The 13,006-nt window shown below is 69.0% G+C and carries 12 protein-coding genes and 1 tRNA gene; 8 read left to right on the top strand and 5 right to left on the bottom strand.

Annotation, left to right across the window (positions count from 1 at the left end; translation table 11 throughout):
* Window positions 1–113 precede the first annotated feature (113 nt).
* The 5 genes from CKO41_RS02440 (at window position 114) to CKO41_RS02420 (ending at window position 5,142) form a co-directional block, all read left to right on the top strand.
* A complete protein-coding gene (locus CKO41_RS02440; RefSeq protein ID WP_200381137.1) occupies window positions 114–1,364 on the top strand; it encodes a YfiM family lipoprotein in 1,251 nt (416 codons plus the stop codon).
* Between the two features lie 185 nt (window positions 1,365–1,549).
* Window positions 1,550–1,909 carry an MbcA/ParS/Xre antitoxin family protein gene (locus CKO41_RS02435; protein WP_200381136.1) on the top strand — a complete coding sequence of 120 codons (360 nt, stop codon included), beginning with the start codon at window positions 1,550–1,552 and terminating at the stop codon, window positions 1,907–1,909.
* A gap of 57 nt (window positions 1,910–1,966) precedes the next feature.
* Complete coding sequence (locus CKO41_RS02430) at window positions 1,967–2,719, top strand: RES family NAD+ phosphorylase (protein ID WP_200381135.1); 753 nt, start codon at window positions 1,967–1,969, stop codon at window positions 2,717–2,719.
* 135 nt (window positions 2,720–2,854) lie between these two features.
* Window positions 2,855–4,492: an N-6 DNA methylase gene (locus tag CKO41_RS02425; RefSeq protein ID WP_200381134.1), complete on the top strand. Its 1,638-nt coding sequence runs from the start codon at window positions 2,855–2,857 to the stop codon at window positions 4,490–4,492.
* Window positions 4,489–5,142, top strand: a complete 654-nt coding sequence (locus tag CKO41_RS02420; RefSeq protein ID WP_200249132.1) for a hypothetical protein — start codon at window positions 4,489–4,491, stop codon at window positions 5,140–5,142. Before CKO41_RS02425 ends, CKO41_RS02420 begins: the two co-directional genes overlap by 4 nt.
* A 49-nt stretch (window positions 5,143–5,191) precedes the next feature.
* Here the strand turns inward: CKO41_RS02420 and CKO41_RS02415 are convergent, their stop codons facing one another.
* The 4 genes from CKO41_RS02415 to CKO41_RS02400 all read right to left on the bottom strand — a co-directional run bounded on the left by CKO41_RS02415 (window position 5,192) and on the right by CKO41_RS02400 (window position 10,539).
* Window positions 5,192–5,911: an anaerobic ribonucleoside-triphosphate reductase activating protein gene (locus tag CKO41_RS02415; protein WP_338113695.1), complete on the bottom strand. Its 720-nt coding sequence runs from the start codon at window positions 5,909–5,911 to the stop codon at window positions 5,192–5,194.
* A 547-nt stretch (window positions 5,912–6,458) separates the two neighbouring features.
* Complete coding sequence (nrdD, locus tag CKO41_RS02410) at window positions 6,459–6,665, bottom strand: anaerobic ribonucleoside-triphosphate reductase (RefSeq protein WP_200249146.1); 207 nt, start codon at window positions 6,663–6,665, stop codon at window positions 6,459–6,461.
* Between the two features lie 107 nt (window positions 6,666–6,772).
* Window positions 6,773–8,824 carry a ribonucleoside triphosphate reductase gene (locus CKO41_RS02405; protein ID WP_200381133.1) on the bottom strand — a complete coding sequence of 684 codons (2,052 nt, stop codon included), beginning with the start codon at window positions 8,822–8,824 and terminating at the stop codon, window positions 6,773–6,775.
* A 386-nt stretch (window positions 8,825–9,210) separates the two neighbouring features.
* Entirely contained in the window at window positions 9,211–10,539 is a 1,329-nt protein-coding gene (locus CKO41_RS02400) for a glycerophosphodiester phosphodiesterase family protein (protein WP_200381132.1), read from the bottom strand.
* A 167-nt stretch (window positions 10,540–10,706) separates the two neighbouring features.
* Between CKO41_RS02400 and tadA the strand changes: the two genes are divergently transcribed.
* The 3 genes from tadA (at window position 10,707) to CKO41_RS02385 (ending at window position 11,753) form a co-directional block, all read left to right on the top strand.
* Window positions 10,707–11,180, top strand: coding sequence for a tRNA adenosine(34) deaminase TadA (tadA, locus tag CKO41_RS02395; protein WP_200255131.1), 474 nt, complete (start codon window positions 10,707–10,709; stop codon window positions 11,178–11,180).
* Between the two features lie 77 nt (window positions 11,181–11,257).
* Window positions 11,258–11,347: transfer RNA gene (locus CKO41_RS02390), tRNA-Ser, on the top strand.
* A gap of 226 nt (window positions 11,348–11,573) precedes the next feature.
* A complete protein-coding gene (locus tag CKO41_RS02385; RefSeq protein ID WP_200255129.1) occupies window positions 11,574–11,753 on the top strand; it encodes a hypothetical protein in 180 nt (59 codons plus the stop codon).
* A 465-nt stretch (window positions 11,754–12,218) separates the two neighbouring features.
* Here CKO41_RS02385 and CKO41_RS02380 read toward each other — a convergent pair whose 3' ends face one another.
* Window positions 12,219–12,935, bottom strand: a complete 717-nt coding sequence (locus CKO41_RS02380) for a phosphorylase family protein (RefSeq protein ID WP_200255127.1) — start codon at window positions 12,933–12,935, stop codon at window positions 12,219–12,221.
* Window positions 12,936–13,006 lie beyond the last annotated feature (71 nt).

Raw genomic sequence — 13,006 nt, 5'->3', positions numbered from 1 at the left:
ATCGGTTCGTCCCCCGCGCGATGCCGACGATGACGATCCGGTGGCAGCCAGGCGTGGGCTCAGGTGCGACAATGGGCCCATCGCTCGATCCGCCGAGGAGCTCGATCCGCCCAATGCGCCGCTTGACCCGTCTGCTCCGCTGGACCGTCGCCGGGCTGGTCTTGGCCGGCCTGGCCCTGGGAACCACCCTGCTGCTCGCCAGCGCGCCCCTTGTCCCTTACAAGGCCGCTGTCATGGCCGCCGACGGCGTCTGGGCGAGGGATTGGCTGGCAGCGAAGCACTTTCGCGGCACGCGTCCGGGCGATGAGGTGACCCTGCGCCTGTCCGAGCGCGAGGCGAACCTGGTCGCCAACGAGGTCCTGGAGCAGTTCGCCGACGGGCGCGCCTCGATCCGCCTGGAGCAGGGGCGGGCCGTCGTCCTCGCCTCGCTCGGCCTGCCATGGAGCCCGGAGGACCAGTTCCTGAACCTGCGGGCCGTGGTCGTCGAGGACGGGACACGGCCCAAGGTCGAGTCGGCGCGCATCGCGGGCGTCCCGCTGCCCGGTCCCTTGGTCCGGGCCGTCGCCGACCGGGTCATCGCGTACATCGACCGCGCCCAGGCGCTGCGTGACTTCGATCTGCGGCCCGGCGAACTCGCGCTGACCTACGAGTGGCAACCGCGACTGCTCGAGGAGATCACCAGCAGCCTGGTCGCACGCGGCGACCTCCCGTTGGCGCTGCGCTATCAGCGCCATCTCGCGTTCCGCGTCTGGCTCGTGCCCAAGGGCCAGCCGATCGCGCTCGGCGAGCTGATGAGCTATCTCATGGAGAAGGCCGCGGCCGAGCCGGCCCGGACCGATCCCCTCGCCGTCAATCGGGCGCTCATCCTGGTGCTGGCCGCCTACGTCAATGGCCAGACGCTGCGCGATCCCGATGCCCCCGGCACGGAACCGGAACCTGTGCGTCGGCGCGTGCTGCTGCGGGGACGCCAGGACCTCGCCCAGCACTTCCTGTCCTCGGCAGCGGTGGCGCTGCGCGGCAACAGCGGCCTCTCTCGGCTCGTCGGCTGGTACAAGGAGCTCTCTGACGCCGACGGCGGCAGTGGCTTCAGCTTCGCCGACATGGCCGCCAATCGTGCCGGCATCCGTCTCGCCACGCAGGCCACGGCGAATCGGGACGAGGCGAGGCGGGTACAGCAGGCGGCCGCCGACGGGCTCACCGACGACGATCTGATGCCGAGCATCGACGCGCTCCCCGAGGGGCTGGCCAAGGACGATTACGCGCGCCGCTTCGGCGATCGCCTCGACAGCCCCGCCTACCGGGCGATGATTGCCGAGATCGACCGGCGGATCGACGCCCTGCCCCTCTATCGCGAGTCGTCGTGAGCGCGAGCCAGGTGCCTACAGCTCGGTACGACGCCGAGGGTCGCCGACACGGGTGCCGCGAAGTCGAGTCATTTTTCGTTTTGCCGATGGGCCGATCCATGATGTCGCTCTGGTGGGAGCGCCTGTTGCAAATCCCCGGTTAGGCGACTATACAGCGGATATACCGCAAACTTGAGCATCATCCCATGCCGACCATCGCCGTTCAGCCGCAGTCCGATCCCCGGGCCGTGCTCGCCAAGGCCCTGCTCAATGCCGGGCGCGCGCTCGGCCTGTCGCAGGAGCGGATCGGCGAGGTCGTCGGGCGTGACCGCACCTCGATCGCCCGCGGGCTCGACCCGCAGAGCAAGTCGGGCGAACTGGCTCTGCTCCTGATCCGCTGTTATCGCAGCCTCTATGCCCTCCTCGGCGGCCGACCCGAGGACATGCGCCACTGGATGCAGACGCCGAACCGCGACACGGGTGGCATCCCCGCCGAGCAGATCGGCAGCATTCCGGGGCTGATCCGGGTCGTCGAGTATCTGGATGCGATGCGCGGGCATGGCTGACCCGGCCCCGATGGCCCCGCGCTGACCCGTTAACTCTCAAGCGCTCGTCCGCAAGCGATGGACCTCTGGGATGGGTGCCGCGAGCGGCTCGACATCGGCCCGCTCGGCGGCGAGCTGCTGCGGATGGTCGAGAGCCAGCAGCAGGTCGCGACCTCCCAGCTCGTCGACGACCTGACCGAGCAGGCCCTGTTGGAGGACCTGATCGAGCGCTCCAAGCCGCCCAGGCCCGCCGGCACCGAGCGGCTGCATTACCTGCTCGCGACGCCGTTTCGGTACCCGCCGCTGCGCCACGGTTCGCGCTTCGGGGGCCGCTTCGAGCCGAGCCTCTTCTACGGTGCCCGCCGCCTGCCGACGCTGCTCGCCGAGGCGGCCTACTATCGCTTCGTCTTCTGGACCGCGATGGCGGTCCCGCCACCGTCCGGTCGGCTCCTGACGCAGCACACCGCCTTCGCTGCCCGCTGGCAGGCCGCGCGAGGCGTGCGCCTCCAGGGGCCGCCGTGTGCCGACCACGAGTCGGTCCTGCGCGACCCGCAGGACTATCGGGCGACGCAGCGGCTCGGTTCGGCCCTGCGCAAGGCCGGCGTCGACGCCATCGAATACCGCTCGGCCCGCGATACCGAGGGTGGCATCAACGTCGCATTGTTCCACCCCGATGCGCTGGTCAGTCGCACCCCGCTGCGACCCCAGGCCTGGCTCTGCGAGACTGGCGCCGAGCGGGTCCGCTTCACCTGCGCGGACGGACACCAGTTGCACGCGTTTCCGCGCGAGTATTTCCTCGTAGCCGGCGCGCTGCCGCGCCCAGCCGCCTGATGCGTCTTCGTGCCGAGGCCTTTGCCTGACGGGCGCGGCTGCGGAACAATCGGCCCATCTGGCGCCCGAAGGCAGGGCGCCCCGTGTTCAATCGCCCGCCTTCGCAGCGGACCTTGGGGCAGACTGGAGCCAACGATGGCAGAGCGTGCACTGACGCGAAAGAAGGGCCTCGGTGCCTATTACACGGCCCCGGCCGTCGTCGATTTCCTCATCGCTTGGGGCATGGACGCGGCCCCGGGCATCGTGATGGATCCTTCCTGCGGTGACGGCCGTTTTCTCAGCGCCGCGGCCGCCCGGGGCGCGACCGGCCTGATCGGCTGCGACCTCGACCCCGAGGCCCTGGCGGCGGCCACGCGGGCGACGGCGGGGTCGACCATCCCGACGGCCCTGCATCCGGGGGATTTCTTCCGGCTCGACCCGGCGCAGACCGGCCCGGTCGACCTGGTTGCCGGCAATCCGCCCTTCATCCGTTACCAGCAGTTCTCCGGCGAGTCGCGCGCCCGGGCGCTGGCCTCGGCGCTGCGCGTCGGCGCCCGCCTCAGCCGCCTCGCCGCCTCCTGGGCGCCCTTCCTGCTGCATGCGCTCCAGTTCCTGCGCCCGCACGGGGCGATGGCGATGGTCGTCCCCGCCGAGTTGGCGCAGACGACCTACGGGATCGAGACCCTGCGGGCCCTGTGCGGCAACTTCGCCCGGATCCGCCTCGTCGCCTTTCGGCACAACTGGTTCGAAGAGGCCCAGCAGGAGACCTTCCTGCTCCTGGCCGAGGGGCGCGGCGGGCGCTGCACCGCGGCCGAGCTGGTGCCGCTGGAGCGGATCGACGACCTGGCGCGCCTCGTGCTGAACGACGCCGTCGACAGCGTCGCGATGGACGCCGGTGCCCGCCTCGGCCGCGCCTTTCTCACGCCGCGCGCCCGGGCGCTGCTCGATACGCTTATGGCGCACCCGGCGGCGACGGCGCTCGGCGAGCTTGGCGCCATCGCCAACGGCTATGTGACTGGGGCCAACGCCTTCTTCCACTGCACGGCCGCCGACGGGCGCGCGCGCCGGCTGCCGGGCGACTGGCTGCTGCCGGTCGCCCGCAACAGCCGCTCGCTGCGCGGCCTGCGCTACGAGGCCGAGGACGTCGCCGCGGCGGAACAGCGCGGCGTCGCCCATCACCTGATCTGGCCCGGCGACGATGACCTGTTCGCGGTCGCATCCCCGGCGCGCCGTCGGGCGCTGAAGGCGCTGATCACCGCCGGTGAGCGCGCCGGCGTTGCCGGGCGCTACAAGTGCCGGGTGCGCGACCCCTGGTGGCGCGTGCCCGGGCTGATTCGCCCCGATCTGCTGCTGCCCTACATGATCGGCAGCGAGCCGCATGGCGCCGTCAACCGGTGCGGCGCCCTCTATCCGAACAGCCTGCACGGTATTCGGCTGGCCAGCCCGGCGATCGCCGAGCGCCTCGCCCTCGGCCTGCTGACCAGCCTCTCGCTGCTCAGCCTCGAGCTCGAGGGCCGCAGCTACGGCGGCGGGATCCTCAAGCTGGAGCCGAGCGAGCTCGGCCGCGTGCGGGTGGTCCTGCCCACCTGCCCTGAGCCCGAACTGCGCGCGCGCCTCGCGGAGGCCGACCAGTCGATCCGCGACGGCGCGTTCCTCGCCGCCAGCCGCCTCGCCGATCGATGGATCCTCGCCGACCAGCTCGGCCTGTCCGCGGCAGACATCGCCGAGCTCCAGGAGGCGCGGGCGACCCTGCTCGAGCGCCGCACGACTCGCGGACGGGGAGCGCGGCGATGAACAGCTTCGGGGCTGCGCTGGCGGAAGTCATTCGCGGTCGCGACATGCCTGCCGACACAGCGTCTGGCGGCAGCAAGAAAAACTACACGGAAGCGCTCAGCCACCAGATTGCCCGCCTCTTGGCAGAGGACCTTCGCGACCGGGGCCTCGTCCATGTCCAGGCGCCAACGAGCGGCCGCGACAAGTCCTTCATGGGCGGCTACGGTCCGAAAGGGGTGGATGTCTATCTATCGGACGAGAAGCATGGCCTGCTGCTGACATCAGGCGTCAAGGGTCTGATCTTCGACCCGCGCAAGAACCTCAAGAATCGATATCGCGATATGGTCATGGAGGCGCTGGAATTGCACCGGCGCTTCCCTTATGCGATCTGCGGTCACCTGTTTTTCATCGGCCGAACCGAATCCGGGCTCCCATCGAGGAAGTTCGGTACCGTGCTCGGTGAAGCGGCCGTATTGATGGCCGGAATCGCCCAGCGTCGCCTGCCGACCGATGCGCCCGAGCTGTACGAAGAGATCGGGATCTGCCTGTTCGATCCCGGCGATCCGGAATCGATCGATCTCGCCCCGAGCGCGGTACCAAGCGAACTCCACGCGGAGAGCTATCCGCAGCGATTGGTCGACGCCTTCAACAGGCGAAATCCGTTCTATTGAGATCTTCCTGCGGTTCGGCCTTGGTTTTGTCGTCGTCGACCAATCGCCGTCACACCCCGCGCACGATGAAATCAGCGAAGCGCGTGGCGCCGCAGTCGATCGCGGCCGCGGGCGGTGTGATGTCGCCGGCCGTGGCGATGGCCGGGTCGCGGGCGGTGGCGGCGCGCAGCGCTTGCAGTGCGTAGCGGGTGACGCCGGCGTCGGCGAGGCGGTCCATCAGTGGGCGCAGCTCCTCGGCGAAGCGCCAACCCGGCATCAGGGTGGTGCGGACCTCCAGCGCGACACCGGCCGCGAGCAGTTGGTGCAGGCTCGCCCAGGCGCGTTCGCCGGAGCCGGCGACGCCGGTGATCGCTGGGTAGTCCTCGGGCAGGGCCTTGATGTCGAGGCCCACCCAATCGAGCCAGGGCAGCAGGCGCGCGAGCCGCTCGGGTGCTGGACCGCCCGTGTGCAGCCCGACCTTGAAGCCGAGCGCCTTGACCTCGGCCATCGCTGTCGCGAGGTCGCCCTGGACGGTCGGCTCGCCGCCGCTGAAGACGACGCCGTCGAGCAGGCCGCGGCGCTGTTCGAGGAAGGCCCGGATGTCGGCCCAGGCGATCGGCGCGAGGTCCTCGTCGGCGAGCAGGTGCGCGTTGTGGCAGTAGCGGCACTGCCAGGGGCAGCCGTGGCAGAAGACGACGGCGGCCAGCTCGCCCGGGTAGTCGACCGTCGTCAGCGGCGTGAAGCCGGCGATGCGCAGCTCGGCGGGCTGCGCATCGCACGTAGACGGCACGGCTTGCCTCTTACACGTAGCCGCGATCCGCGGCTCAGCCGGCACGGGATGGAGGCTGTCGAGGGGGGGCGAGGGCAGCAAGGCCGTGACTCCTGTGTAGGGTGTGGTGAGGAACGAACCGCACCGATACCGCCTGCAGCCCACGGGGTCCATGCCCCGGCGTGGCACGGGTCGCTGTGGACATCGGCCAGATCAACGGGGCCCCATCGCAGGCCGTGAACGAGTCGATAGCAGGGAACGAGGGGCTCGTGCCTTCGGGAGCGGCTCAACAACAACCGACACAAGCGCGGGGAAGACAACAAACTACGAAATTCGCGAAAATACCGCGAACGCTCCTGGGTCTATTTGGCCCTTTCGCGCCTTTCGCGTGTTTCGTAGTTCCAAGAATTAGGTGCCGGTCATTCTTGAATCGCCACTTGCTCGTTCGCCACGGCCCGGCCGGTGGCCCAGCCGAGGTCTGGTCACGCCGCGGTAGGGCGACGAACTTGACGTATTCTCGCGCGACCGCCCCAGAGATTGGGCGGCATCGCGCGGCCTTTCGGGTGTGTCAGGCGGCGACGCGCTCGCCGGCCTGGGCCGGGCGTGGCTGGCCGGCCTGCTGCGGCTGCTCCGAGAAGTAGCAGCGCTCGCCGTGTTCGGCGCGCTTGCCGGCATTGAAGGCGGAGACCGGGCGGTGGTAGCCCATCACGCGGGTCCAGACCTCGCAACGGGTCCGTTCCTCATCGGACAGCAGGATGGTCTCGGGCTCGTTCATGGTCGTCGCTCCTCCGGGTTGGTGGTCGGTCGGGCGCGCCGCCTGGCGCGCCCTGGTCACATAGTCAGGGTCGAATTGGGGCTCGGCCGCCGCGGCGGCCGGGTGTGTCAGTGGCAGCCGCAGGCCTCTTGGATCTGGGCCTCTGAGCGCTTCTTCGCGATCAGCTCCTGATCGCACTTGGGGCAGAACTCGTGCTCGCCGGCGATGTAGCCGTGCCTCGGGCAGATCGAGAAGATCGGCGTCACCGTGATGTAGGGCAGCCGAAAGTTGGTCAGTGCCCGGCGCACGAGGCGTTTGCAGGCCTCGGTGCTGGAGATCTGCTCGCTCATGTAGAGGTGCAGGACGGTGCCGCCCGTGTACTTGGTCTGGAGCGCGTCCTGCCGCGCCAGGGCCTCGAACGGGTCGTCGGTGAAGCCGACCGGGAGCTGCGAACTGTTGGTGTAGTAGGGGGTCTCGGGGGTGCCGGCCTGGAGGATGTCGGGGTAGCGCTTCTTGTCCTCGCGGGCGAAGCGGTAGGTCGTGCCCTCGGCCGGGGTCGCCTCCAGGTTGTACATGTGCCCGGTCCGTTCCTGGAATTCGACCATCCGCGCGCGCACGTGATCGAGCAGGCGGCAGGCGAACGCATGGCCCCAGGGGGTGGTGATGTCGTCCTGATCGCCGCTGAAGTTGCGGATCAGCTCGTTGATGCCGTTGACGCCGATCGTCGAGAAGTGATTGCGCAGCGTACCCAGGTAGCGCTTGGTGTAGGGGAATAGGCCGGCGTCCATGTGGCGCTGGATCACCTTGCGCTTGATCTCCAGGCTGTTGCGGGCGATCTCCAGCAGCGTGTCGAGGCGCGCCAACAGGGCCTTCTCGTCGCCGCGGTAGAGATAGCCGAGGCGCGCGCAGTTGATCGTGACGACGCCGAGCGAGCCGGTCTGCTCGGCCGAGCCGAACAGGCCGTTGCCGCGCTTCAGGAGCTCGCGCAGGTCGAGCTGCAGGCGGCAGCACATCGAACGCACCATGTTGGGCGTGAGCTCGGAGTTGACGAAGTTCTGGAAGTACGGCAGGCCGTACTTGGCCGTCATCTCGAACAGGAGTTCGGCGTTCTGGCTCTCCCACGGGAAGTCGGGGGTGATGTTGTAGGTCGGGATCGGGAAGGTGAAGATCCGCCCCTTGGCATCGCCCTCGGTCATGACCTCGATATAGGCGCGATTGATCATGTCCATCTCGGCCTGGAGGTCGCCGTAGGTGAACGGCTGCTCGACGCCGCCGATCACCGGCACCTGTTCGCGCAGGTCCTCGGGGCAAACCCAGTCGAAGGTGAGGTTCGTGAAGGGCGTCTGGCAGCCCCAGCGCGACGGCACGTTGAGGTTGTAGATCAGCTCCTGGATCGCCTGCTTGACCTCCGGGTAGTCGAGCCCGTCGATGCGCACGAAGGGCGCCATGTAGGTATCGAAGCTCGAGAAGGCCTGGGCGCCGGCCCACTCGTTCTGCAGCGTGCCGAGGAAGTTGACGATCTGCCCGATCGCCGAGGACATGTGCTTGGGCGCGCTCGCCTCGACCTTGCCCGGTACCCCGTTGAGGCCTTCGTGCAGCAGCGTGCGCAGCGACCAGCCGGCGCAGTAGCCGGCGAGCATGTCCAGGTCGTGGACGTGGATGTCACCCTCGCGGTGGGCGGCGCCGATCTCGGGCGGATAGACGTGCGACAGCCAGTAGTTGGCGATCATCTTGCCCGAGGTGTTGAGGATCAGCCCGCCGAGCGAGTAGCCCTGGTTCGCGTTGGCCGCGACGCGCCAGTCCGAGCGATCGAGGTATTCGTTGATCGAGCCGGCGACGTCGACCAGCGTATGGCGATCGCGGCGCAGCTTGTGGTGCTGCTCGCGGTAGACGATGTAGGAGCGCGCCGTGCCGAAGTGGTTGGCGGCGATCAGGGTCTGCTCGACGACGTCCTGGATGCCTTCGATATCGGGCAGGCGGCCGTTATCGTAGCGATGGGCGAGGACCTTGACGACCTGGGCCGTCAGCAGCGTCGCCTCCAGGGCACCGTACTCGCCGCTGGCCTGTCCGGCGCGCAGGATGGCCGACTCGATCTTGGTCGCGTCGAAGTCGACGATCTGCCCGTCGCGCTTGCGGACGCGCGTCGGTAAGGTGGCGAGATTGGCGGAAGAAGCGCCCATGGAGGCTCCCTGGTCTGTCTTGGGGCTGACACAATATCTTGTGGCTCGTCGTGAGCTGGCGGGCTAAATCTAGTTTCTCGCCCCGCCGGCTGTCAAGGTGGACTGGCATCTTTCGGCGCAATCAAAGGGTTACGCCGAGGCGCCTGAAATCGGGCTCGGGGTGCAGCGGAAAGGGCCATGCGCGACCCGGGTGAAAGGGTCGGCAGGCTGGCGCTTCTGGGGGGCAGAGGGTAGCGACGTCGCTCGGGACGTGCGCAGACACCCCCGTCCGGCCGGGCGCCGGACAAGGTGCTGCGTGACGGGAGCAGTCGGCGGCGCCGTGTCGCCAGGGCGCGCGAGGGGATGGGCTGGGGCCCGGCGGGCGGGCCCCGTGGTGGGGGTTAGCCTTACAGGCCCTTGCAGTTGGCGTAGAAGGTGACGGTGGCCGGCCAGTCGGCGAAGACACCCAGGACGCCGATGTCCTGCGCCAGGACGTCGAGGACCCGCATCAGGTCGCCTTCGTCGGTGACCGCCGAGTCGAAGGTTTGGTAATAGAAGCCATTGTCGCCGTCGGCGAGGATCCCGGAGCGCTCCAGAGTCCAGGTGATGATGTCGAGGCCGACCGCCTTGGCGTCGAGGGCATACTGCGACGGCACGATCTCGTCGCCGTCGGCTGCGAGCAGCGCGAAGGTCGGCGGGGCGACGATGTTGATGCCCTGGGCCTTGTAGCCCATCAGTTCGGAGAGGCTCGGGAGTTCGTCGACGGTGTTGGCGTCATCCAGGAAGACGGCCCGGCGCCCGTACAGCGGGGTCTCGCGGACCCAGTAGAGGACGTCGTCGATGCTGAAAGATTGCGGGTAGACGTCGCGAGGGGGGACGCCGGCCTTCTTGTATTCGTCGATCATCTGGCGGGCGAAGGCCTCCTGCGTATAGTCGCCATCGAACGGCATCGCGACGCTCGGTGTCTTGAGCTCGGGGGTCATCTTGACGCCGAGCGACTTGAACAGCGCGATGCTCTCGGCGTGGGTCATCAGGGTGCCGCTGGTCGGGCCGGCGTAGAGGTCGGTGCGCCAGTCGGCGGTCCCGCCCAGATACTCCTCGGGCGTGCGGGCGTCCGGGTTGGATGCATCCATCTTGCCGCGCAGACGCCGGAACTCCTCCAGCGTGATGTCGCTGGTGCAACAGATCGCGCTCGCGGCCTTGGTACGGTTGCCCGCCTCGTCGAATTCGGCCGGCTCGAAGGGTTGCGTGCACCTCGCGTTGAGGTCGGTGGCGACGATGTCGGTCGTGGTCGCGAGATCGCACTGCGAATGGCGACAGACCAGTTCGCGGTCCTGCGTGAAGGTCACGTCGCACTCTAGGATGCCGGCACCCATCCGGGCGGCGGCCAGGTAGGATTCCCGGGTATGCTCCGGAAACTGCATGGCGGCGCCGCGATGACCAATGGAGAAGGGTGTGCGGACGTAGATCGCGCGAGAGGCGCTACAGGCCTCGAGTTCGTCCTTCAGCGCGCCGTCGGTCATCTTGTCGACGAGGAAGAATGGCCGTGGTCCCAGTTGAACGCGGGAACCGAGCGGCCCGTTGGCCTGGATCCCGGCAGCTGCGCCCGCCGCGTGCGGGTGGACGGCGAGCGGGTCGTCGGTCTCGCTCAGGAGGCCGGCGTCGGCCGTCTGGACGAACGAAGTGGCGAGCACGATTAGGATGCTCGCGGCGAGCGAGCGTTTCGTCCCGAACATGGCGGATCCCCGATGGTTTATTGAGGGTGATGCATTGAGCGTGGCGCAGGGAGCGGTGGTTGCGTGCCGCTCCACGGCCGCGGACCGGGTGAGAGACTATCAGCGCAAGGTGTCCGGCCGATGACCGCCCGGGGACGAACGATCGAGCGATGGCAACGAGGTGGGCGATGGTTGGCAGGACAGATGAGGGCTGTGGCGCGGAGGTCTTCATGGGGCGTGCGCTGGAGCTTGCGGCCTGCGCGGCGGCGGCCGGCGAGGTGCCGGTCGGGGCCGTCCTGGTGCGCGACGGCCTCATCCTCGGCGAGGGCTGGAATCGACCGATCGGCGACCAGGACCCGACAGCCCACGCCGAGATCGTCGCCCTACGCGCGGCCGCGGGCGCGGTCGGCAACTACCGGCTGCCGGGCACGACCCTCTATGTCACGCTCGAGCCTTGCCCGATGTGTGCGGCGGCCATCGTTCACGCTCGGGTCGCCCATGTGGTCTTCGGCGCCACCGACCCCAAGGGCGGCGCCTGCGGCAGCGTCTTCGACCTGCTGCCATCCGACGGTCGCTTCAACCACCGCACCACCTGCACCGGCGGCCTCCTCGGCGAGGCGTGCGGTGCGATCCTGCGCGATTTCTTCCGTGCCCGGCGTTGATCGTGGGCTGTGCAAATGGTGCGCGGGGCGCGTATACTAAGCGGCCGCGCGCCACGGTGCGCGGATCCCGCATCCCCGGAGAGGTGCCGGAGTGGCCGAACGGGCCTGACTCGAAATCAGGTGTACGCGCGAGCGTACCGTGGGTTCGAATCCCACCCTCTCCGCCAAATTTGCCAGTTTTGCTGTCCTTTCCGCATGGTTCTGGTGGCTCGCCCGCCTAGAAACCCGCCGTTCCCAAAGTCATGGGATGCGATGGGGTAAGGCCCTGTGAGACAACGAAGAAAGCCGCCCTCGGGCGGCTTTTTTGCTACGGGGCGTCGATGCTTTCGGGAGAAGGCCATGACGCGCGTGACCTTCTAGGACGGTTCTGCGATCGAGTACCCGGACGGCGAGGTGATCGAGATTGAGAGCCACCCGCCGAGAGACACCCGGGCGGCGGGCTGGGTGCGCACGCGCGAGTATCCGCCGGAGTATCGGCGGGCGACCCCGTGGAGCATCGACGTGCTGACGGTCGGGAAGCGTGGTTGCACCGGCGGCGGCTTCGTCAAGGTCACGAGCATCGAGCGGTTCTGAGGTCGTGGCGAACCTGCCCAACAACACCAACAACGAAACCGGGCGACTGGACCCGCAGCTCACCGGCAACGTGGGGCTCTACTGCTGCTGCTATCGGCTTTCACTTCTCGGGTAGAACGTCATGCCCACGGCGCGGAATGCCAGGGGCGTTGACATTATCGCCTGCAGCCGGTACGCCTCCCGCCTCGTCGGGGTACAGGTCAAGGCCCTGAGCAAGCGCAACCCGGTTCCCCTCGGGGGCTCGCTGGACAAGATCATGGGCGATTTCTGGGTGAGCGCGCACAAGGTCGCCACGCCTACGGCTTCGGCTTTCGTCCTCCTCGCCTCGGAGGTCCGGGAACTTGCCCACCGGAGGGAGAAGGAGGGGCGGGTGTCGGCGGTCTTAGGTACGGCGGGCACTCTCGACGAAGCGCGAGCCGAACCGGATTTCGACGCGGTGGTGAGGCGGTCAGGAACCCGCCCGGTTCAGTGGGCCTGGAGGTCCGCCAGCAGCGGCGGGAGGGCAGCGGCCAGGGCCTCGGCGGCCCGCGCGGTGCCGCGTGCGAGATGGGCGAGGGCGGGGATGGTACCCGGCGCGCGGGCGAGCTGCCGCACGGCCGGCCAGGGCCTGAGTCGGCCGTGGTCGTCGATCAGGCGCTCGATGCCATCGGGCAGGGCCTGGTCGGCCGTGTCGCTGACCGCCCGGAGGCAGAGCCATGGGACCTCGTGCGACTCGCAGACGGCGGCGATCGCGGCCGTCTCCATGTCGACGGCCGCGGCGGCGTGGCGGGCGAACAGCCCGGCCTTCTCGGCCGGGGAGGCGATGACGCGCGCGACGCTGACGAGCCGGCCGCCGTGCCGGTGCGGGATCGGTCGGCGATGGGTGCGGCCGGTGGCGGCATCGAGCACCTCGTCCGGCGGGACGAGGTCGCCGACCTGGAGCGCCGGGTCGAGCGCACCACAGAGGCCGGCGACGATCACCCGGTCGCAGCTGTGGTGCGCGAGCAGCGCCAAGACGGTCTGCCGGGCATTGGTCGGCCCCATCCCGGTCGCGATCAGCCTGAGGGCTCGGCCGTCGTGCCGGCCGATCCAGGTCCGTGAGTCAGTGGCGGTGTCGTTGGCGCGCGCCAGCCCGAAACGGCGGATCAGCGGCCGGGCCTCGCGTGCGACGGCGACGATGATGGCGGTAGCGGCTTCGGACATGGGCGTGGCCAGGTGGAACGACTACACGCATTGTAAGCGGGCGGGTTCGCGGGCGCACCTGAGTCGATGCA

The sequence above is a fragment of the Thiococcus pfennigii genome, from assembly GCF_016583835.1.
GTDB lineage: Bacteria > Pseudomonadota > Gammaproteobacteria > Chromatiales > Chromatiaceae > Thiococcus > Thiococcus pfennigii.
The sequence above is the reverse complement of the archived record's forward strand: the minus strand, read 5'-3'. Positions and strand labels throughout refer to the sequence as shown.